Genomic DNA, 19,842 nt, shown 5'->3' on the forward strand with positions numbered 1-19,842 from the left:
AATGTTGAATGAAAAACCGTATTCGCGAGCAGGCTCGCTCCCACAGGGGTTAGTACTGGATTCAGGATCAGCGATAACGCTGCAAATGTTCGCCCACTTTGGCGGCGGGGACTTTCTGCAATTTGCACAGCAGGTCGTGATTCAACTCGCGCACGCCGTGCTTGCCACGCAATTCATCGGCCAGATGCGCCATCAGATTGGCTGCCATCTCGGCATCGGCCATGGCCCGGTGAGCCTGGCCCGTATGCGGCAACTGCGCGAACGTGGTGAGCGTACCGAGCTTGTGATTCGGTGCCGCCGGCATCAGGCGTCGCGCCAGTAGCAGCGAACAGGCGAAGTTCTGCAGGCGCGTGCGTTTGATCCGCCCCAGTTCGAAATCCCAGAACTTCTGGTCGAACGAGGCGTTGTGCGCCAGCAGCGGCGTGCAGCCGACGAACTCGTTGACCTCTTCCATCACGCGCTCAGCGGGCGGCGCGGTGCGCAGCATGGCGTTGCTGATGCCGGTCAGTTGTTCGATGAACGCGGGGACGCGCACGCCGGCGTTCATCAGGCTCTGGTAACGCTCGACGATGCGGCCGTTTTCCAGCATGACCACGGCGATTTCCGTGGCGCGGCAGCTGCTGTTCGGCGACAGGCCGGTGGTTTCAAAGTCGATGACTGCAATGCGTTCCAAACCGGTTTCAACTCCGTACGAATCAATTCTTTAAAAGCAGCGCGCCTTCGATCGGCACGTAACGGCTGGCGGCGCGGATCAGCGAGTTGGCGGTCAGGCCGGGTACGCCGTAGGCCACCGCCTGCACACCGTGCTTGTTGATGATGCGCTCGAGCAGCATGTCGAAATCGCCGTCACCGGAGGCCAGCACCACTTCGTCGACATGGTCGGCGGCGTCCATGATGTCCAGCGTAATGCCCACGTCCCAGTCGCCCTTGGCCGAGCCGTCGCTGCGCTGGATGTAGGGCTTGAGCTTCACGGTGAAACCGAGGTTGCGCAGGATCTGCTGGAACTGCTGCTGCTTGCTGTCGCCACGGTCGATCGCGTAGGCGTAGGCCTCGACGATCTGCCCGTGCTTGCTGATGTCGGCCCACAGTGCGGCGTAGTTGAAGTGGCAACCATAGGCCTGACGCACGGTGTAGTAGAGGTTCTGCACATCGGCGAACACTGCGATTTTTTTCACCGGAGTTCCTGTGAGCGCGCGAGCGCACGAAGCGGGTTCAGGCGATCAGGCCCGAAAAAGGCGCTCAGTATGCCAGTCCGAAGGAGGGTTCCGCGAATAATCGGCCCGAAGCCCCGCAGGGCTCCGGACGAATGGTGAATCAGACGAAGGAGTCGTCGTCATCGAACAACGACGAATTGTCGCTGCTGTAATCGGCGTCGCTGAAACCGCCCTGATCATTAGCGTAAGTATCGTTGCCGGCCACGTGCTGCTCATCGCCCCAGCCGTTGTTGCTCTGGTCGGCGACCTGCGCCGGTTCTTCCTTGATGATCTCGACGATTTCTTCCGGTTGCTGATTGTGGTGGAACAGGCTGCTGATGCCCTGCGCCAGCATCACACCGCCGGCCACGCCCGCAGCGGTTTTCAGCGCGCCGCCGAGGAAGCTGTTGCCGGCCGGCGCCGCTTGCTGGGCATAGTTGGGCGGCGCGGCGCCGAAGCTCTGTTGTGGCGCCGGTGCCTGATAGCTCTGCTGCGGCGCCGGCTCGCGCCAGCCGCCGGTAGATGCGGGTGCTGCGCTCTGGCTCGGCGCCGGACGCGAATTGCCGCCACCAAAAATGCTCGACAGGAAACCACCGCCACCGCTCGCTGCCGGTGCGCCGCTCTGCGCCTTGGCCGATTGCAGTTCAGCCTGCAAACGCTGCACCTGCTGGGTCAGCTGCTTGTTCTGCTCGTCGAGGCTTTTCAGCGCGGCCTCTTGCACCAGAATCGCCTGGGTCATGAAATAACCTGCCGCCGGTTGGCGCGTCAGGTGTTCCTTGATCCGCGCCTCGGCCTGGGCGTCGCGCGGGGCTGCCTCCGTCTCGGCCTGTTGCAGCCGGGAAAACAGTCCATCGATCAGGGTTTGCTCTTCGCTGTTCATGGCGACCTCGTAGATTGCCGGTAATAACGTGCCCGCGCCCACTCTGGGCGTGGTGCTCTCCTGTAATGGAGACAGTGACAAAACGTTTCAATGACCTTTACCGAATGTTTACGTTTGTGTCGCCCCGCGTTGCATCGGTTAAAGTGAGCCACTGTTTTCGACCTGCGATACCGACTGATGAATGCCCTCGAAGTACTGCGCGACTCTTTGTATTTTTTCAAACGCCATCTGGGCAGCATCGTGCAGTTGTGCCTGCCGCTGGTGATTGTCGAAGCCTTCCTGCAGCAGGCAGTCGATCACGCCACCGGGCCGGACACCTTTGCCGGGGTCAGCATCATCGTCGGTCTGCTGGTGTATCCGCTGTACACCGCCGCGCTGATCCTGTTTCTCGATGCGCGCAGTCGTGGCGAGTCGCCGCGCAACCGAGACCTGCTGGCGATGGCCGCAACCCTGTGGCCGCGCTTCGCCGTGCTCACCGCGCTCAATACCTTGCTGATTCTGCTCGGCCTGTCGCTGTACTTCCTGCCGGGCCTGATGCTGATGGTCATGCTCGCCTTCGCTGAATACCTGCTGGTGTTGCGCGGCCTCGGGCCGTTGCAGGCGATGAAGGAAAGCCTGCGCCTGACCCGCGGACACTTCTGGCGCATTCTGCTGTGCATTCTCTGTGTGATGACGCCGTTGTGGCTGCTCAAGGGCGCGACGCTGGCGGTCTACCCCGAGCCGCAGAATCCGCTGATCGCCGGGCTGATCGACAGCGCTCACAGCTTTCTGCAACTGTTCACCAGTGTGGTGCTGTTCCGTCTGTTCATGCTGATCAGCGAATTGCCTGACAAACGTAACGGAGCGGTCTGACCGCGCCATGCTTGGGCTTCGCCGCTGCCGTCAGGTATGCTCGGGGCCACTTTCTGTAACGCTATAAGCCGAGCCATGACCCGTCTGCTGCGCTACACCTTGCTCCTTGTTGTCCTCGCCGTCGTCCTGCTCGGCGTGCTGCTGTTCAGCCTCACCTGGCGTCCCGACGCCCGCGAAACCCTGCCGGTCAGCTGTAATGCTACGGCGCCGACACTGGTGCCCGGGCAAGCGCTGAAAGTCATGACGTGGAACGTGCAGTTCCTCGCCGGCAAGCGCTACGTGTTCTGGAATGACTTGGCTCAGGGCGACGATGAAGCGCCAACTCTCGAAGACATGGCTTTCAGCCTCGACGAAGTGGCGCGGGTGATCCGCGACGAACAACCCGATGTGGTGCTGTTGCAGGAGCTCGACGACGGCGCCAAGGCCAGCGATTACCAGAATCAGCTCAAGCTGTTGCAGGAACGCGTCGCCGACCTGTATCCGTGCAGTGCCAGCGCCTTCGACTGGAAGGCCGATTTCGTCCCCGACCCCCATATCTACGGCAGCGTCGGCCGCCAGTTGGCGACATTGAGTCGCTATCGCATCGAACACGCCGAACGCCTGCAACTTCCTGTTGCCTCAAGCAACTTCATCAGCCGCCAGTTCCAGCCCAAAGACGCTTTGCTGGCAGCCAAGCTGCCGCTCAGCGATGGCGGACAACTGACCGTATTCAACACCCACTTGCAGCGCGCCAGCCAGGCGGACGGCAACGTACACGCGCAAGTCGCTGCGGTGGCCAAAGTGCTCGACAAGTATGAAAGCCAAGGCCTGCCCTGGCTGATCGGTGGCGATTTCAATCTGTTGCCGCTCGGCCAGTATCGGCGCCTGCCCGTCGAGCGGCGCACGCCCTACTCCGCCGACAGCGAACTGCACCTGCTGTGGGACAAGTACCCGATGATCCCGACCAACAACGAAGCCGGCGGCATCGACCGGGCCAAATGGCTGACCCATTACCCCAACGACCCCGGCCTCAACGGCCCGGATCGCACGGTCGATTATCTGTTCTACAGCCCGAAGCTCAAACGCGTGCAAGCGCAGGTGCGGCAGGACGATACCTTGCGCATCTCCGATCACTTGCCGGTGATTGCGCGGTTCTTGCTACCCGCTGCGCCATAAGCTTTTGCCCTTATAAACCGGGCGGAACGTAACCCGGAACATAGCGAACATTGGCGCACTTGCCGTGCAGTATTCGCCCGTCTTCGATCAGGAACTGGGCGATCTTCTTCTGCTGATTGATCTTCGCCTGCAACTTGCAGGTAGAACTATGGCCGACCTGTTGGTAGTGCTCGGTGTACATCATGCCGTTGCCGGTATGGGTCATCGAAGTCCCGGCCGCTTCGGTGGTGGTCCAGCTCGCGGACTTGTACCAGGTCAGCACGGCCAAGGGTTCGCCATTCGGGCCGGTTTCCTTTGCCATCGAGTCGGGCGTGCCGAACAGGTCCAGTGCTTCCTGGAGGTCGCGGCCTTCCCAGCGGCTTTGCGCAATGCTGGAACAACCGGTCAAAAATAACCCCGCCAACAGGATTGCCAGCCATAAGCGTGTGTAAGTCATTGGAGGCCCCGGCTTATTTCTTGAGTTCGAGCAGGCTGTCGATGTTGTCCATCATCTGGCTCTTTTGCTGAATCGGCGCGAGCTTGAAGAACATCTGCTGCAGCATCTCGATCATCTGCAGGTATTCCATCTTGCCCACGGCGGCCATGTCGTTTTTCGCGCGACTGCCCGGCGCACAGGCAAACTTCAGCGCTTGCTGGACCCAGAACTCTTTCGGCGTCTGCCATTGATTGGCAACTTTCAGATGACGCATGGTGTAGGCGAGACGTTCGATGGACTGGCCATTGATAAACCGAACCTTGCCGGTAGAGCACTGGGCTTCGAGGTTGTAGACGTCGATCATCGGTTTGCCCGGCTCTTCATAAACCAGAGTCACCGCGACCATGGTCGCGCCTTTGGTTTTCTGCGAAGGCACTACCGACGTCGCATCGGCGACGTACATGATGTTTTTCTGGGGCACGCCGTTGCCGTAGATAATCCACCAGTCGCCAATCGGATTGGGTTCTTCGGCCAGGGCCGGACTGGAGGCGGCCAATAGCGCAGCCGACAAGAAGATCAGCTTCTTGAGCTTGAAAAAAGAGGTCATGGGGCAGTTCCGTTCCTTGGGCACAAGTTGCCAGGCAACAAGGCTTGTTATTGTTCAGGCGGCGATTTTGCGAGCCTGAACAAACAAGGGCAATTAGCACGGATGGGCTAATGGCGCGCTGCCATTGCAGGTCAGGTGCCCCGTGGTTTTGCCCGTGCGGTAGCTTCGGCGACCAAGGGATCATCCGGCCAATAGTGCTTCGGATATCGCCCCTTCAGATCCTTCTTCACCTCGGCATAAGTGCTGCGCCAGAAGTTGGCCAGATCCTGAGTAACCTGCACCGGGCGCCGCGCTGGCGAGAGCAGATGCAGCTTGACCACTTGCCGGCCGCCGGCAATCCGTGGCGTATCAGCCAAGCCGAACAGCTCTTGCAGACGTACCGCGAGAATCGGCGGGTATTCGCTGTAATCCAGACGAATCGATGAGCCCGACGGCACGCTCAAATGATGCGGCGCCAGTTCGTCGAGCTTCTGTGGCAGCGGCCACGGCAGCAGATTGCGCACGATGCTCAATAGATCGAGGCTGGCGAAATGGCTGAGCCGCGAGACCTTGCCCAGATACGGCATCAACCAGTCTTCCAGCGTATTCAGTAGCGCTGCGTCGCTGACATCCGGCCACTGGCTGTCGTCCTGAGTGCTCAGATCGAGCTGGCGCAACAGCGCCACCCGCGCTTGCCACTGGCGCAGTTCCGGCGTCCATGGCAGCAGCTCCAGCCCCTTGCGCCGCACCAGATTGACCAGCGCCTGACTGCGCGCGTTTTCATCCAGACCGGTCAGCGGCTCGCGGCTGAGAATCAGCTCGCCGACCTTGCGCTGGCGCTCGGCGCGCAACACGCCTTCGCGCTCGTCCCAGTCGAGTTGATCGACGCTGCGCACTTGCTCGGCGAGCAACGAATCGAACAGCGCCGGATCGAAATCCGCCGCCAGATAAATCCGTTCCTCGCGCTGGCCCTGACGGCTGCCGAGGTCGGCGATGACGATCCACTCGTGCTTCATCAGGCTGTCGGCCTCAGCGAACAGCGCGGCGCGACCGTTGGCCAAACGATATTCAGCACCACCGGCACGTCGTTGCTGGGCGACGCGATCCGGGTAGGCCAGCGCCAGCAGTGCGCCGAGCCAGCGCGGATGCTCGGCATCGCTGACCGGTTCGCTCGGCTTGCCGCGCAGATAGCCGCGATATTGCCGGGCCAATTGCCGGGCGCGCTGCACCCCGCCCTGCGCCCCACGACCGGCGCGCTCTTCGCCAGAAAGCAGGACCAATCGGCTGTGCAAATCCGCGCCAGCGCCGCGCAGGATATCGCGCTCGCCGAGCAGTGCCGCCACATCGCAGGCCATGGCCGCCAACCCCAGCGCCTGACCGCGCAACAGCAAATGCGCAATGCGCGGATGCGCCGGCAGTTCGGCCATCGCCTGGCCGTGGGCCGTCAGCGTGTCGCCGTGCAAGGCGCCGAGCCGTTGCAGCAGATCCTGCGCCTGGGCATACGCGGCGGCGGGCGGCACGTCGAGCCAGACCAGTTCGCCCGGGGCCACGCCCCAGCGCCCAAGCTGCAACGCGAGGCTGGCCAGATCCGCCGAGAGAATTTCCGCGCTGCCATAGGCCGCCAGTTGTTCGTGCTGGTCCTGCGACCACAGGCGGTAACACACGCCCGGCTCCAGGCGCCCGGCGCGGCCGGAACGCTGGGTGGCGCTGGCCTTGGAGATTCGTTGTGTGTCGAGACGGGTCATGCCGCTGCCCGGGTCGAAACGCGGCACGCGCGCCAGCCCGGCATCGATGACCACGCGCACGCCGTTGATGGTCAGGCTGGTCTCGGCGATGTTGGTCGCCAGCACCACTTTGCGTTGGCCGGACGGCGCCGGATCGATCGCCGCGCGTTGCGCATTGAGGTCGAGTTCACCGTGCAGCGGGCACAGCAAAACGTCCTTGCGCTCGCCGATGGCGTCGGCCAACTGCTGATGCACGCGGCGGATTTCTGCTTGCCCCGGCAGGAACACCAACAGGCTGCCGGTCTCGTCGTGCAGCGCTTCGAGCACGGTTTGCGTGATGCGCTGATCGATATATTCGCCCGGCTGAAATGGTCGGCCCCAGCGCATCGTCACCGGATACATGCGCCCTTCGCTGCGAAGGATCGGCGCGTCATCGAGCAAGCCAGCCAAGCGCTCGCCTTCGAGGGTGGCCGACATCAGCAAAATCTTCAGCGGCTGTTCAGCGCGAAACAGCTCGCGACCGTTCAGACTGAGCGCCAGCGCCAGATCGGCGTCGAGACTGCGTTCATGAAATTCGTCGAAGATCAGCAGGCCCACGCCTTCCAGCGCCGGGTCGTCCTGCAAGCGCCGGGTGAGGATGCCTTCGGTGACCACTTCGATACGCGTCTTCGGGCCGACCTTGCTGTCGAGGCGAATGCGATAACCGACGGTTTCACCGACCTGCTCACCGAGCTCGCTGGCCAAACGCTCCGCCGCCGCCCGCGCAGCCAGACGCCGGGGTTCGAGCATGACGATGGTCTGCCCGCCCAGCCAGGCTTCATTGAGCAAGGCCAAGGGCACGCGGGTGGTTTTACCGGCGCCGGGCGGTGCTTCGAGCACAGCTTCATGGCGCGACGCGAGGGCTTCACGCAGCGCGGGTAAAACATCGTCGATCGGCAAAGAAATCATGCTGGCTCCCAAACAGAGGCGCGAGTATAACGGCGAACTGCAACGCGTTCGTCAGGGTCTTAACTTCACAAGACGAAGCTTCGTTATTTGATGACTCAGGAGACATTTCCATGCGCTTACCCTTTCGCCTGATTGGCGGTGTTCTGGTTGCCACCCTTCTCACGCAACTGTCAGCGTGCGGTTCGATTTTCTACCCGGACCGGCGTGGCCAGATCGACGGCAAGATCGACCCGGCGATTGCCGTGCTCGACGCCGTGGGCCTGCTGTTCTACATCATTCCCGGGCTGATCGCGTTTGCCGTCGACTTCGCCACCGGCGCGATCTATTTCGAACCGGGCCACACTGCGCAGATCGATCCGGCCAGGCTCAAGCAAGCCATCGGCCCGGACGGTCAGGTCGACAATCACAAGTTGCAGGCGATTCTTGAAAGCGAGTTGGGCCGAGATTTCCCACTCGACGACCCGCGCCTGATTCAACACAAAGGCAGCACTCAACAACTGGCGATGTTCGGCCTGCAACCCGCCGCTTAACAAGGACGTTCAATGACCTCCAGCCCCGAACACGCCCGCCTGCTGCGGCTGGCGACCCGCGCTTCGGTGGCGGTCGCCTGCACGCTGATCGTCGCCAAGGCGATTGCCTGGTGGCTCAGTGGTTCGGTGAGCATGCTCGCCGGCCTCACCGACTCGGCGCTGGATGGCGTCACCTCGATGCTCAATCTGCTGGCAGTGCATTACGCGTTGCGCCCGGCGGATGACGATCACCGTTATGGCCACGGCAAAGCCGAGTCCCTGGCGGGCATGGCGCAGGCGTTGTTCATCGGTGGCAGCGCGGTGTTGATCGCGTTTCAGGCCTACCAGCGCTTGCAGACGCCGGAGCCGCTTGGCGCGCCTTGGCTGAGCATCGGGGTGATCGTGTTTTCTCTGCTGCTGACCGCCGCGCTGCTGATGTTGCAGCATCGGGTGATCAAGCAGACCGGCTCCAACGCCGTACGCGCCGACTCGCTGCATTACCGTTCAGACCTGCTGCTCAACGGCAGCATCCTGATCGCGCTGGTGCTGGCGGGTATGGGCTTTGCGCAACTGGATGCTTGGTTTGGCCTGGGGATTGCCGCGTACATTTTCTGGAGCGCGATCCAGATCGCCCGGGAAAGTTTTTCGGTGTTGATGGACGAGGAACTGCCGACCGATGTCAGCCAGCACATGCTCGAACTGGCCTGCAGCGTGCCGGGCGTGCTCGGCGCACATGACCTGCGCACGCGGATTTCCGGCAATCACTGGTTTGTGCAATTGCATCTTGAATTGCCAGGCGAACTGACCCTGTCAGTTGCCCATGGCATCAGCGATCAAGCGGCAGCGGCGATTCACAGGGCTTATCCGAAGGCCGAAGTGCTGGTGCACGCCGACCCACAGGAAGTGGTGCTCGCCGCCCGCACTCAATAATTGACCTGGTAACCGCGACTGCTCAGGCAGTTGCCCTGCGCCTGGCGATACGCCTGAACCACTTCGGGCGCCGGTTGATAAGTCGCGGTGCGCGGGTCGAAACCGCTTTGCTGCACCGCGTACTGCGAGCACTGGTAACCGTCCTGCTGCACTTGCTGCGGTGACTGGCCGTTGGCCGGGTAGGCTTCGACGTCATAGCCTTGGGATTGTGGTTGCGGCTGTTGCTGCACCGGCGGCTCGACCACCACGTAATCCTGCGTCGCCTCCTGATAGGCGTAATACGAGCCGGCGGCGAGGAACAGCAGCGAACCACCGACCCACACTTCACGGGCGTAATCCGGCAAATACTGGATGCGGATCCCGCGCGGTGGCTGCACGACGATGTAGCGCGGGCCTTGCGGCCGATACCAATAGCCGCCGGAATAGAAGTACTCCTGACCGCGATAAGGCACGCGGTAATCACGATCCGGGAAACGCTCGATCACATGCCCCGGTCGATATTGCGGGCCGGGGCCCCAGCCATTGCCGTGACCGTTCGGACGACCCGGCCAGCGGTTGTCATCGGGACGCGGCCGCGTCTGCCATTGCTGATTGTGATAACCGTTCTGCGGGCGCTCGTCGCGGTAGTAACCCTGACGCGGCTCCTGAGTCTGGTGCACGGCGTCGGGTCGCGGCTGGATCGGCAGGTTGTTGCCCGGCTGGCGAGGCGGTTCTGGACGATCATCGGCACGGTTGCGGTTCTGCCATTGACCGTCATTGTTGGGCGGCTGGCCGTTCTGTTCGAACTGGCGGCTGTTGTCGCCACGGATGATCCCGTCGTTTTGCGGCCCGTTGCCCGGCCCGCGATTCTGCGGCTCATCCGCCAGCGCTTGCGCACCGACACCCACACACAGCAAACCAACACCGGCCAGACGCCAGATGCGCGAATTCATGCTTTTCCTCATTGTGGGAGCCTGTCGTTGGGAGGGCCTGTTGCTGAGACTCGAATCAGGCCCACCGGGTTCTGCCACAGGTTATCAGTCGCGCGACATATTTATTGAGTCGCCAACATGAAATCGCAGGCAAGAAAAAAGGGAGACCCGTCGGCCTCCCTTCTGGAGAACTTCGTCCTGGCTCGACGCTTTTGACGTCGGCTCACCTCACGCCGTCTTCTGGACAGTGTGCAGCTCGGGGGCCGGCACATCCCCGGTGGGGGTGGCGGCCGCGGCGGGCCTGATTGGGCGGGCCGCGTGGACTATGTTACCGAGCAGTGATTCTGGTGATAAGAATAGGCCTGAGACCGCGACAGATGATTGCGAAAATTGCTCAATTAAACACTGCTTGCGCAATTTTTAACCCTGGATAGATAATCTGCCGCAATAGTTACGACCAAGGACAGATTGATGAGCAAACTTGACCGGTATGACCTGAGTATTTTGGCGGAATTGCAGCGCGACGCCCGTATCTCCAACCAGGAACTGGCCGAGCGCATCGGTCTGTCGCCCTCGCCTTGCTCGCGCCGGGTCAAGCAGCTTGAAGACGATGGCTATATCTCGCGCCAGGTTGCGCTGCTCGATCGCAAGATGCTCGGCTTGAGCCTGACGGCGTATGTGCTGATCGGCATGGACCGGCACACCCCCGAGCGCTTCGAGAATTTCGAGGCGGCAATTCGCACGTTGCCGCAAGTGCTGGAGTGCAGCCTGGTGACCGGAGTGGATGCTGATTACCAGTTGAAAGTGGTGGTGCCGGATATGGATCACTATCAGAAGTTGCTGTTGGGGCATTTGACCCGGATTGAGGGGGTTACGAGCGTGCGGTCGAGTTTTGTGTTGAATCAAGTTTTAAACAGCACGGAATTGCCTCTCACCCATCTGCGCAATTGAACACTGTCCCTCTGTAGGAGCTGCCGAAGGCTGCGATCTTGTGATTGGGACGCAGAGCGCCCCAAACTGCATTCCCACGCAGAGCGTGGGAACGATCAAATTGCCGCTGACTCATTTGCGTAGCTGAAATCGCTTTCGCGAGCAGGCTCGCTCCCACATTTGGAATGCATTTCAACCTGTGGGAGCGAGCCTGCTCGCGAAGAGGCCGGCACAGGCGACACAGATCAATGCCCCGCCATCCGCCCTTGGCGTATACTCGCCGCCGCCCTTTAGCCCTGTCCGCGCCGGAGATCGCCAATGGATCCAGCACTGTTCGAAGAATGGATGATGACCGGTCTGGTCAGCATCCTGATCATTTTCATGGGTTTCATCGTCTGGGATCTGGCGAAGAAGTCCAAGGCCGGGCGGTTCGGCTCGTTCATTCTGTTTTTCGTGCTGGGGCTGGGCGTGGCCGCGTTCATCATCAAGAGTGTGGTGATCGGCCTGATCGAATCCGGCGCCTTATAAGCGCGCCGGCACTTCCTGCCACTGGCCCTGATCGAGCCCTTCAATCGTCCAGTCGCCAATCCTGACCCGCACCAGACGCAACGTCGGTAGCCCGACCGCCGCCGTCATGCGCCGCACCTGACGGTTGCGTCCTTCGCGAATCACCAGTTCCAGCCAGCTCGTCGGCACGCTTTTGCGAAAGCGCACCGGGGGATTGCGCGGCCACAACTGCGGCTCATCCACCTGCCGCGCTTCTGCGGGCAAGGTCATGCCGTCATTCAGCTCGACGCCATCACGCAGGCGCTGCAACTGCTCGGCCGTCGGCTCGCCCTCCACTTGCACCCAATAGGTCTTCGCCAGTTTGTGTTTCGGATCGGCGATGCGCGCCTGCAACTGGCCGTCGTTGGTCAGCAGCAATAAACCTTCGCTGTCGCGATCCAGACGTCCGGCCGGATAAATCCCCGGCACCTCAATGTAATCCTTGAGCGTCGCCCGCCCTTCACCGTCGCTGAATTGCGTCAGCACGTCGAAAGGTTTGTTGAACAGGATCAGCTTCGGCTCGGCCGGCGGCGCTTTTGCGACACGGCGTGGCGAGGACGATTGCGCTTTCACACCGGGACGGCGCGAAGGTGGACGTGGGGGACGGGACATGGCGAAGAGAACATCTAACGGTCAGGGCTGTTAATGCTAGTGCCCCGACCGCCAAATGACCACGACTAACCGTTAACGGAACGGCGGCTCGTCGAAGCTGCGCAACTTGCGCGAGTGCAGCGAGTTGAGTTCGGTGCGCAGCAGATCCACCGCTTCGATACCGATTTTCAAATGCTGGCTGACCGCACGCTCATAGAAGGCGTTGGCCGAGCCCGGCAGTTTGATTTCGCTGTGCAGTGGTTTGTCCGAAACGCAGAGCAGCGTGCCATACGGCACTCGCAGGCGATAACCCTGGGCGGCAATGGTGCCGCTTTCCATGTCCACTGCGACCGCGCGGGACAGGTTGATCAGCGGTCGTTCCTGAGCCCAGCGCAATTCCCAGTTACGGTCGTCGTAGGTCAGGACCGTGCCGGTGCGCAGGCGTTTTTTCAGGTCGTCGCCCTTCTCGCCAGTGACATTCGCCGCTGCCTGCTGCAGAGCAAGCTGCACTTCGGCCAGTGCCGGGATCGGAATATTCGGCGGCACCACGCGGTCGAGAATGCCGTCGCGGCGCATATAGGCGTGAGCCAAAACGTAGTCGCCGATGGTCTGCGACTGACGCAGACCGCCGCAGTGGCCGATCATCAGCCAGCAATGCGGACGCAGCACAGCCAGGTGATCGGTGATGTTCTTGGCGTTGGACGGGCCGACGCCAATGTTCACCAGCGTGACGCCGTGGCCGTCGTTGGCGATCAGGTGATAGGCCGGCATCTGGTAACGGTGCCAGACCACACCGGCGGCAATCGCCGAGGCTTCGCCGTGATCCATGCTCTTCTCGATGATCACGTTGCCCGGCAGAACCATGCGCACGAAACGCGGGTCGTTGCGCAGTTGCTCCAGGCCATGAACGATGAACTGGTCGACGTAGCGGTGATAGTTGGTCAGCAGGATCCACGGCTGCACATGGCGCCAGTCGCTGCCGGTGTAATGCACCAGACGGCGCAGGGAAAAGTCCACGCGTGCGGCATCGAACAGCGCCAGTGGCAGCGGATCGGTGTTTTCCCAGTCGTAGAGACCGTCGGCAATGCCATCAGTGGCGGCGGACAGATCGGTACTCGGGAACACCCGCGCCAGCACCGCCGCGGTGACGCCGGAACCGGCCAGTTCATCGCCCTGCTCGACCACATACGGATACGGAATGTTCTGCTGGCTGACGCCGACTTCGACGGTTACGGTGAAGTCGTGCATCAACGGCGTCAGTTGTTCGAGCAGGTATTTGCGAAACGCCGCCGGGTGAGTGACGGTGACGCTGTAAGTGCCCGGCAACTGCACCTTGGCGTAAGCGCGGGTGGTCTGCGGCACTTCGCCCTGGCAGTGGTAGGTCAGACGCAGTTCGGGATAGCGAAACAGGGCACGCTGTTCGGCGTCGGGTTCGACGCGGTCCTTGAGGTAACGCTTGAGCGCTGAATTCAGCGCAGTGGTGGCCCGCTCATGCAGCTCGGCCAGACGATCCACGGCTTGTTCGGCGGTTTGAACGACAATAAACGCTTCGGTCACGATCAGCTTCCTGTGTTCTGACTTGCAGAGCTTCATCTTGCCTGCATCGTGGTCGCACGGGAACAGTGGCGTTGTGGGTGTACCGAAATCTTTAAATTAATGAAGATCCCCTGTGGGAGCGAGCTTGCTCGCGAATGCGGTTTGTCATTCAACATTTATGTCGACTGATGTACCGCTTTCGCGAGCAGGCTCGCTCCCACAGGGGGAATTTGAGGTGGGTCATAAAAGCTGTGGGGTCGAGCGGGCGACGATGGTTTCGACATCCAGCCCACGCGGCAACGCGCCGTAGACGCGACCACCACCACTCAAGCGGCTGGCAATGAAGGCATCACTGACGGTTGAATTCCCCGCCTCCAACAGAAGCTTGGCCTGCAACCCAAGCGCAATGTCCTCGGTCAGCTGCCGCGCCCGATACTGAATATCACTGGTGTCCTTGAATTGCGCCTGCAACTGCTGGATATGCGTGGCCAGACGCTTGTCGCCATGGCCGTCGCCCAGTTCGCTGAACAGCACATCGAGCACGCCCGGCTCTTTCGACAATGCGCGCAGCACGTCCAGACACTGCACATTTCCCGACCCTTCCCAGGTCGAATTCACCGGCGCTTCGCGGTACAGGCGCGGCAGGATGCTGTCTTCGACATAACCGGCGCCGCCCATGCACTCGGCGGCTTCGTTGATCATTCCTGGCGCACGTTTGCATATCCAGTATTTGCCCACCGCCGTCACCAGCCGCGCGAACTGCGCTTCGTGACGATCATCCAGATGATCGAGGGCCTTGCCCATGCGCAGACTCAAAGCCAGCGCCGCTTCGCTTTCCAGCGCCAGATCGGCCAGCACGTTTTGCATCAGCGGCTGCTCGCTAAGCAATTTGCCACCAACCTTACGGTGTGCGCAGTGATGGCTGGCCTGGGTCAGCGCCTGGCGCATCAGCGAGCTGGAGCCGACCATGCAATCGAAACGGGTCATCGCCACCATCTCGATAATGGTCGGCACACCGCGCCCTTCTTCGCCGATCATCCACGCCAGTGCACCACGAAATTCCACTTCGCTGGAGGCGTTGGACTGGTTGCCGAGTTTGTTTTTCAGACGCTGGATGTAGAACTGATTGCGCGTGTCGTCCGGGCGATGCCGCGGCAGCAGGAAGCAACTCAAGCCCTTGTCGGTCTGCGCCAGCGTGAGGAAGGCGTCGCACATCGGCGCCGAGCAGAACCACTTGTGCCCGACCAATTCATAAGCCTGTCCCGGGCCGCTGGCGCCGACCGGATAAGCCTTGGTGGTATTGGCGCGAACGTCGGTGCCGCCCTGCTTCTCGGTCATCGCCATGCCGATGGTCACGCCGGCCTTGTGCGCCATGCCAACGTTGCGCGGATCGTATTCGGTGGCGAGGACTTTCGGCAGCCACTGTTCAGCCAGGTCCGGCTGCAAGCGCAGGGCCGGCACGCTGGCGAAGGTCATGGTCAACGGGCACCCACTGCCCGCTTCAGCCTGGCTGTGCAGATAGGTCATCGACGCGCGGGCGACATGTGCGCCGTCCTGCGGGTGCGCCCAGGGCAGCGAGGTCAGGCCATGTTCAATCGCGGTACGCATGAGCTCGTGATAAGCCGGATGAAATTCGACGAGATCGATGCGGTGACCGTAGCGATCATGGCTGGCAAATAGCGGTTTGTTCTGGTTGGCGAGAAACCCCGCTTCCATCAAAGGCCCGCCCGCCAGTGCGCCATAGGCGTCGATCCGCGACTCGGCCCAACCGGCGCCAAAACGCCGCGACCACTCCTGTAACGGCAGGTCGATGCGGTACAGATTGGTGCCGTCCAGCGACGGCGGCTGATTGGTGACTTCGTGGGTTTCGGCGAACTGATGCAGGTTCATGACGGCGCTCCTTGTTCAGCAATGGCACCAGTTAAGCACTGGTGCTTTTTTGAACAAAGTGTCATAGGCGCCGTTTTTGCGGCGCTTTTACCCCATCAGCAGCTGAGCACGCGGCGCTGCAACGCAGCCTGCAGATCCTCGAATTTCACCGGTTTGGGCAGATAGTCGATGACCACGCCCGGGGCGCATTGCTGGCGGTCAGCGCTCAACGCCAACATGAATACCGGCAGGTGCGCGCAGCCCGGCAACGCATGGATCTGGCAGCACAACGATGCGCCTTCGTGGCTGGGCAACTGGCAATCGATCAGCACCGCGTCGAAGCTTTCCCGTTGCAGGCAGTCCAGCGCGGCGGCGCCGTTGTCAGCGCTGCGCACGCGAAAACCGAGCTTGAGCAACATGCCGCGCATCACCAGTTGGTTGACGCTGTTGTCATCCACCAACAGCACCGTGCAATCCTGCGGCGCACGAATGCAATCGCGGGTCGGCTGATCCGCAGGCGCTTCGATAATCGGCAGCTCGAACTCAACATCGAGCTGGAAACGGCTGCCGCGCCCCGGCTCGGAGCGGTGGGTGAGTTTGCCGCCGAGCAATTCGACCAGTTGCCGACAGATCGCCAGACCTACCCCCAGGCCGCCGTATTCGCGAGTCATCGAACCGTCGAGCTGGAAGAAGCGCTGATACAGGGTGGCCTCGCCGAGATCGGTGAAACCGATGCCGGTGTCGATCACCGCAAACGACAGCGCCATGCGGTTATCCGTCGAAGGCCGCCCGGTAACGCGTAGCGCAAGGCCGCCGACACGGGTGAACTTGATCGCATTGTCGAGCAGGCATTCCAGGCACTGCGCCAGTTTCGCGCTGTCGCCGAGCAAGCGATCCGGCAGGGTCGGCAGCACGTCGACCTTGAAGTCCAGCGACTTGCTCGCCGCATTACCCTCGAACTGCACGCGCAGCGCTTCGACCACTGCGCGCAGGCTGAAACTGCCCGGCGTGGCCTTGAGCTTGCCGGCCTGCAATTCAGTCAGGGTGAGGATGCCATTGACCATGCGCATCATGTCGCGGGCGGAACCGGCGGCGGTCTGTTGATATTGCTCAAGCTCGGGATCGAGGTCGACGGTCTGCATCAGCTCCAGCGAACCGATCACCCCGTTCATCGGCGTGCGCAGTTCGTGGGTCAGGGTGGCGAGAAATTCATCCTTGAGCTTGTTGCTGTGGGCCAGTTGCTGGTTGAGCACTTCGAGTTTCTGCCCGGCGTCGAACAAGGTCTGCGCCTGTTGTTCGCGCATGGCGTTGATGCGATCGGCCAGCGCCAGCGACAGTAGCGCGACCTCGATCGCCGAGCCGATCTGGCTGGCGTACATGGTCAGGAACACATTGGGCAGCAGGCCCAGCACCATCAGCGTGTTGACGATGCCACCAAGCAAAAACGCCGACCAGGCGATGATGAAATAGCGCGCCACGCGCAGGCCGCGCCACCAGGCAAGGATTCCGGCGGCAAAGATCACCACGGTGAAGGTCAGCGCCAGGGTGGTGGCCAGGCGCAGGGCCAGGGCGTAACTGGTCATCAGCGACAGACCGATCACCAGCGCACTGAAGGCAACCAAACCGACCAGCAAACGATCCAGCCAGGGGCTGTGGGTTTTGGTCTGCAGGAAACTGCGGGCGAACTGGCTGCCGAACAGTCCGGCGCATCCAATGAAGAACGGCGTCGCAGCGTTGGCCCACCATGGGTTGTCCGGCCAGAAATACTCGACCGCCGCACCGTTTACCGACAACTGATAAAGGCCGAACGAGCCGATATAGAAGATGTAATAGAGGTAGCTGGTGTCGCGCACGCTCAGGTAGATGAACAGGTTGTAGACCAGCATCCCCAGCAGCACGCCATAAATGATGCCGAGCACATACAGGCGCACCGGTTGGTCTTCGAGGTACGCGGTGCTCGACCACAACGTCACCGGCGCCTGGATCGAGCCTTCGCTGGCCAGGCGCAGGTACAGCGTCTGTTGTTGATTCGGTTTGAAAGGCAGGTCGAACAGGTAATTGTTCTGGCGGATCTCGCGGCTGGCGAACGGCAAGGCATCACCGGTCTGGCGCTCCAGACGGTATTCACCACTGGCGTCAGGCAAGTACAGATCGAGGTGATCGAGGGGCGGATACGCCAGCTCCAGCAGCCAGGTGCGCTGTGCGGCCGGATTGCTCGGGCGGTAATGCAGATCGATCTTCAGCCAGAACGCCGAACGCGAGTAACCGGCATTGAGCGTGGCTTTGTCGTGGGCTTTGAACTGGCCGGCGGCGTCTTGCGCACGGACGTCGGCAATCGTCGCTTGACCGCTCGGGTCTTCGAACACTTGCAGCGATCGGCCCAGCGGCAGGCTCTGGGTGAATTCGTCGAATTCGACAGCGCTCGCCATGAGGGGCAAGCAGAACAGCAACATCAGCAAATAGCGCATTGAAGCCCCAGCGTGGCTCGTCCGGTTGTGTCAGGAAGCCCCCCATTCCCTTTGAGTAGACGTAAAACCGGTATTACCTGTGATTGTTTGGATCCAGCCTAGCATAGCCGTTGATGGCCATTGAGCACCATGGAAATTTTTCCTACAACGGCTCTAGAACGGGCGTTCCAGGGCAAAGCAGCGGCCTAGAGCTGTTGCATTGGTCAGGAAGATCAAAAGATCGCAGCCTTCGGCACCTCCTACAGGGGAATGCGGTCCGATGCAGGAACTGCCGGAGGCTGCGATCTTTTGATCTTGCGCTGCCTCCCACACCCCAAATTCAGCTTTGGTGGTAAGCTCGCGCACCATGAATATCTACAGCTCCCGCCCCGTTGTCCTCTGTCTCTCCGGCCACGACCCCAGTGGTGGCGCCGGCTTGCAGGCAGATATCGAAGCCCTGCTCGCGCAGGGTTGCCATGCGGCTCCGGCCGTCACCGCCCTGACCGTGCAAGACACCGTCAACGTCACTGACTTTCGCGTTCTCGACCGCGAGTGGGTGCTGGCCCAGGCCAACGCCGTGCTCAACGACTCGGAAGTCGCGGCGGTGAAACTGGGCATGCTCGGTTCGCTGGAAATGGTCGACACCGTGGTCGAACTGCTCTCGGCGCACCCGCACCTGCCAGTGGTCTGCGACCCGGTGTTGCGTGCCGGCGGCGGCGGACGCCTGGGCAAGGACGAGGTCGGCTATGCGATGCGCGAGCGTCTGCTGCCGCTGTCGATCATTGCCACGCCCAATCTTCCTGAAGCGCGGATCCTCGCCGAATTGCCTGACGGCAGCGCCGACGAATGCGCAGAAAAACTCCTGCCGTTCGTCAAGAACCTGCTGATCACCGGCGGCCACGGCGACGAAACTGAAATCCACAACCGCGTGTACAGCCGCGACGGTCTGCGCGAAACCTTTATCTGCCAGCGCCTGCCGGGCAGCTATCACGGCTCCGGTTGCACGCTGGCCAGCGCCCTCGCCGGTCGATTGGCCCAGGGCGAACATTTGGCCAGTGCCGTGCGCAGTGCGCTGGATTACACCTGGCGGACCCTGCGCGACGCCGAACAACTGGGTAAAGGCCAGTTCGTCCCGCGTCGCCTGCCGCTGGATTTCTGCTCGTAACGTCGTGAGGTCTGCCCGATGAAACTCCGTGGCCTGTATGCCATTACCGACAGCCAGTTGCTGGCCGGCAAGTTTCTGTCTTACGTGGAGGCGGCGCTCGATGGCGGCGTCACCCTGCTGCAATACCGCGACAAGAGCAGCGACGAGGCCCGCCGTCTGCGCGAGGCCGAAGCGCTGCGCAATCTGTGCGAACGCTACAAAACGCAGTTGATCATCAACGACGACGCCGAACTGGCCGCGCGCCTCAACGTCGGCGTGCACCTCGGCCAGACCGACGGCCCGCTGTCGCCGACCCGCGCCCTGCTCGGTTCGAAAGCGATAATCGGTTCGACCTGCCACGGGCAGATCGCCCTGGCCGAACAAGCCGCCAAAGAAGGCGCGAGTTACGTCGCCTTCGGCCGCTTCTTCAATTCCACCACCAAACCCGGCGCGCCGAGTTGCAGCCTCGACTTGCTCGACGAAGCCAAACGCACGCTGCACTTGCCGATCTGCGCGATTGGCGGCATCACCCTCGATAACGCCGCGCCCCTGGTCGAGCACGGTGTCGATCTGCTCGCCGTGGTCCATGGCCTGTTCGGTGCTGACAGCAGCGCTGAAGTGACCCGCCGCGCCCGCGCCTTCAACGAACTTCTGAAAATCTGATTTGAGAGCCCGA

General features: G+C 61.8%; 19 protein-coding genes. 8 read left to right on the plus strand and 11 right to left on the minus strand.

The genetic code is table 11. From position 1 onward, the window contains the following. Positions 1-67: 67 nt before the first annotated feature. The 3 genes from AC0Z4S_RS18515 to AC0Z4S_RS18525 all read right to left on the minus strand — a co-directional run bounded on the left by AC0Z4S_RS18515 (position 68) and on the right by AC0Z4S_RS18525 (position 2,073). A complete protein-coding gene (locus tag AC0Z4S_RS18515) occupies positions 68-673 on the minus strand; it encodes an exonuclease domain-containing protein (RefSeq protein ID WP_476461019.1) in 606 nt (201 codons plus the stop codon). Positions 674-695: 22 nt separating this feature from the next. Then, positions 696-1,175, minus strand: a complete 480-nt coding sequence (locus tag AC0Z4S_RS18520) for an NYN domain-containing protein (protein ID WP_253496094.1) — start codon at positions 1,173-1,175, stop codon at positions 696-698. Positions 1,176-1,314: 139 nt separating this feature from the next. Next, positions 1,315-2,073 (minus strand): DUF2076 domain-containing protein, encoded by a 759-nt coding sequence (locus tag AC0Z4S_RS18525; protein WP_485624081.1) that lies wholly within the window; start codon positions 2,071-2,073, stop codon positions 1,315-1,317. Positions 2,074-2,250: 177 nt separating this feature from the next. Here AC0Z4S_RS18525 and AC0Z4S_RS18530 point away from each other — a divergent pair, with 177 nt between their 5' ends. Both AC0Z4S_RS18530 and AC0Z4S_RS18535 read left to right on the plus strand, forming a co-directional pair. Further along, on the plus strand, positions 2,251-2,925 hold the full coding sequence (locus AC0Z4S_RS18530; RefSeq protein WP_016773061.1) for a YciC family protein: 675 nt from the start codon (positions 2,251-2,253) through the stop codon (positions 2,923-2,925). Between the two features lie 75 nt (positions 2,926-3,000). Continuing rightward, positions 3,001-4,080 carry an endonuclease/exonuclease/phosphatase family protein gene (locus AC0Z4S_RS18535; protein WP_485624083.1) on the plus strand — a complete coding sequence of 360 codons (1,080 nt, stop codon included), beginning with the start codon at positions 3,001-3,003 and terminating at the stop codon, positions 4,078-4,080. 10 nt (positions 4,081-4,090) lie between these two features. Here AC0Z4S_RS18535 and AC0Z4S_RS18540 read toward each other — a convergent pair whose 3' ends face one another. From AC0Z4S_RS18540 to hrpB, 3 genes are all read right to left on the minus strand, one after another. Continuing rightward, positions 4,091-4,516, minus strand: a complete 426-nt coding sequence (locus tag AC0Z4S_RS18540) for a hypothetical protein (RefSeq protein WP_485624084.1) — start codon at positions 4,514-4,516, stop codon at positions 4,091-4,093. A 13-nt stretch (positions 4,517-4,529) separates the two neighbouring features. Next, a complete protein-coding gene (locus AC0Z4S_RS18545) occupies positions 4,530-5,102 on the minus strand; it encodes a hypothetical protein (RefSeq protein WP_485624085.1) in 573 nt (190 codons plus the stop codon). 131 nt (positions 5,103-5,233) lie between these two features. Next, the gene (gene hrpB, locus AC0Z4S_RS18550; RefSeq protein ID WP_485624086.1) at positions 5,234-7,753 is read right to left on the minus strand and encodes an ATP-dependent helicase HrpB; all 2,520 of its coding nucleotides are present in this window, start codon (positions 7,751-7,753) and stop codon (positions 5,234-5,236) included. A gap of 110 nt (positions 7,754-7,863) precedes the next feature. Between hrpB and AC0Z4S_RS18555 the strand changes: the two genes are divergently transcribed. Continuing rightward, on the plus strand, positions 7,864-8,283 hold the full coding sequence (locus AC0Z4S_RS18555; protein ID WP_485624088.1) for a polyribonucleotide nucleotidyltransferase: 420 nt from the start codon (positions 7,864-7,866) through the stop codon (positions 8,281-8,283). A 12-nt stretch (positions 8,284-8,295) separates the two neighbouring features. Further along, positions 8,296-9,192, plus strand: coding sequence for a cation diffusion facilitator family transporter (locus tag AC0Z4S_RS18560; protein WP_064364070.1), 897 nt, complete (start codon positions 8,296-8,298; stop codon positions 9,190-9,192). Here the strand turns inward: AC0Z4S_RS18560 and AC0Z4S_RS18565 are convergent. Continuing rightward, positions 9,186-10,124, minus strand: a complete 939-nt coding sequence (locus AC0Z4S_RS18565; protein WP_485624090.1) for a DUF6515 family protein — start codon at positions 10,122-10,124, stop codon at positions 9,186-9,188. The two genes, AC0Z4S_RS18560 and AC0Z4S_RS18565, sit on opposite strands and share 7 nt — an antisense overlap. A gap of 450 nt (positions 10,125-10,574) precedes the next feature. On the opposite strand from AC0Z4S_RS18565, the gene AC0Z4S_RS18570 reads away from it, so the two are divergent. Together AC0Z4S_RS18570 and AC0Z4S_RS18575 are read left to right on the plus strand one after the other, a co-directional pair. Further along, complete coding sequence (locus AC0Z4S_RS18570) at positions 10,575-11,054, plus strand: Lrp/AsnC family transcriptional regulator (RefSeq protein WP_008081091.1); 480 nt, start codon at positions 10,575-10,577, stop codon at positions 11,052-11,054. A 297-nt stretch (positions 11,055-11,351) separates the two neighbouring features. Then, on the plus strand, positions 11,352-11,561 hold the full coding sequence (locus AC0Z4S_RS18575) for a DUF2788 domain-containing protein (protein WP_016773053.1): 210 nt from the start codon (positions 11,352-11,354) through the stop codon (positions 11,559-11,561). Here AC0Z4S_RS18575 and AC0Z4S_RS18580 read toward each other — a convergent pair. From AC0Z4S_RS18580 to AC0Z4S_RS18595, 4 genes are all read right to left on the minus strand, one after another. After that, positions 11,556-12,191 carry a pseudouridine synthase gene (locus AC0Z4S_RS18580; RefSeq protein WP_485624093.1) on the minus strand — a complete coding sequence of 212 codons (636 nt, stop codon included), beginning with the start codon at positions 12,189-12,191 and terminating at the stop codon, positions 11,556-11,558. The two genes, AC0Z4S_RS18575 and AC0Z4S_RS18580, sit on opposite strands and share 6 nt — an antisense overlap. Positions 12,192-12,263: 72 nt before the next feature. Beyond that, positions 12,264-13,763 carry an AMP nucleosidase gene (amn, locus tag AC0Z4S_RS18585; RefSeq protein ID WP_161806087.1) on the minus strand — a complete coding sequence of 500 codons (1,500 nt, stop codon included), beginning with the start codon at positions 13,761-13,763 and terminating at the stop codon, positions 12,264-12,266. A gap of 183 nt (positions 13,764-13,946) precedes the next feature. Further along, positions 13,947-15,596, minus strand: a complete 1,650-nt coding sequence (locus AC0Z4S_RS18590) for an acyl-CoA dehydrogenase family protein (RefSeq protein WP_485624095.1) — start codon at positions 15,594-15,596, stop codon at positions 13,947-13,949. A gap of 95 nt (positions 15,597-15,691) precedes the next feature. Continuing rightward, positions 15,692-18,043 carry a 7TM diverse intracellular signaling domain-containing protein gene (locus AC0Z4S_RS18595; protein ID WP_485624097.1) on the minus strand — a complete coding sequence of 784 codons (2,352 nt, stop codon included), beginning with the start codon at positions 18,041-18,043 and terminating at the stop codon, positions 15,692-15,694. A gap of 346 nt (positions 18,044-18,389) precedes the next feature. On the opposite strand from AC0Z4S_RS18595, the gene AC0Z4S_RS18600 reads away from it, so the two are divergent. Then, on the plus strand, positions 18,390-19,187 hold the full coding sequence (locus AC0Z4S_RS18600) for a hydroxymethylpyrimidine/phosphomethylpyrimidine kinase (protein ID WP_253496116.1): 798 nt from the start codon (positions 18,390-18,392) through the stop codon (positions 19,185-19,187). An 18-nt stretch (positions 19,188-19,205) separates the two neighbouring features. Beyond that, positions 19,206-19,829 carry a thiamine phosphate synthase gene (gene thiE, locus AC0Z4S_RS18605; RefSeq protein ID WP_485624100.1) on the plus strand — a complete coding sequence of 208 codons (624 nt, stop codon included), beginning with the start codon at positions 19,206-19,208 and terminating at the stop codon, positions 19,827-19,829. Positions 19,830-19,842 lie beyond the last annotated feature (13 nt).

It is taken from the genome of Pseudomonas sp. 1L-B-1-E-C1 (assembly GCF_057291835.1).

Excerpts from the sequence above, each read along its gene's own strand:
- AC0Z4S_RS18600 (WP_253496116.1), top strand. The coding sequence starts at position 18,390 with ATGAATATCTACAGCTCCCGCCCCGTTGTCCTCTGTCTCTCCGGCCAC.
- AC0Z4S_RS18575 (WP_016773053.1), top strand. The coding sequence starts at position 11,352 with ATGGATCCAGCACTGTTCGAAGAATGGATGATGACCGGTCTGGTCAGC.
- thiE (WP_485624100.1), top strand. The coding sequence starts at position 19,206 with ATGAAACTCCGTGGCCTGTATGCCATTACCGACAGCCAGTTGCTGGCC.
- hrpB (WP_485624086.1), bottom strand. The coding sequence starts at position 7,753 with ATGATTTCTTTGCCGATCGACGATGTTTTACCCGCGCTGCGTGAAGCC.
- AC0Z4S_RS18570 (WP_008081091.1), top strand. The coding sequence starts at position 10,575 with ATGAGCAAACTTGACCGGTATGACCTGAGTATTTTGGCGGAATTGCAG.
- AC0Z4S_RS18580 (WP_485624093.1), bottom strand. The coding sequence starts at position 12,191 with ATGTCCCGTCCCCCACGTCCACCTTCGCGCCGTCCCGGTGTGAAAGCG.
- AC0Z4S_RS18595 (WP_485624097.1), bottom strand. The coding sequence starts at position 18,043 with ATGCGCTATTTGCTGATGTTGCTGTTCTGCTTGCCCCTCATGGCGAGC.
- AC0Z4S_RS18560 (WP_064364070.1), top strand. The coding sequence starts at position 8,296 with ATGACCTCCAGCCCCGAACACGCCCGCCTGCTGCGGCTGGCGACCCGC.
- AC0Z4S_RS18590 (WP_485624095.1), bottom strand. The coding sequence starts at position 15,596 with ATGAACCTGCATCAGTTCGCCGAAACCCACGAAGTCACCAATCAGCCG.
- AC0Z4S_RS18565 (WP_485624090.1), bottom strand. The coding sequence starts at position 10,124 with ATGAATTCGCGCATCTGGCGTCTGGCCGGTGTTGGTTTGCTGTGTGTG.
- AC0Z4S_RS18540 (WP_485624084.1), bottom strand. The coding sequence starts at position 4,516 with ATGACTTACACACGCTTATGGCTGGCAATCCTGTTGGCGGGGTTATTT.
- AC0Z4S_RS18530 (WP_016773061.1), top strand. The coding sequence starts at position 2,251 with ATGAATGCCCTCGAAGTACTGCGCGACTCTTTGTATTTTTTCAAACGC.
- AC0Z4S_RS18555 (WP_485624088.1), top strand. The coding sequence starts at position 7,864 with ATGCGCTTACCCTTTCGCCTGATTGGCGGTGTTCTGGTTGCCACCCTT.
- AC0Z4S_RS18535 (WP_485624083.1), top strand. The coding sequence starts at position 3,001 with ATGACCCGTCTGCTGCGCTACACCTTGCTCCTTGTTGTCCTCGCCGTC.
- AC0Z4S_RS18545 (WP_485624085.1), bottom strand. The coding sequence starts at position 5,102 with ATGACCTCTTTTTTCAAGCTCAAGAAGCTGATCTTCTTGTCGGCTGCG.
- AC0Z4S_RS18525 (WP_485624081.1), bottom strand. The coding sequence starts at position 2,073 with ATGAACAGCGAAGAGCAAACCCTGATCGATGGACTGTTTTCCCGGCTG.
- amn (WP_161806087.1), bottom strand. The coding sequence starts at position 13,763 with ATGAAGCTCTGCAAGTCAGAACACAGGAAGCTGATCGTGACCGAAGCG.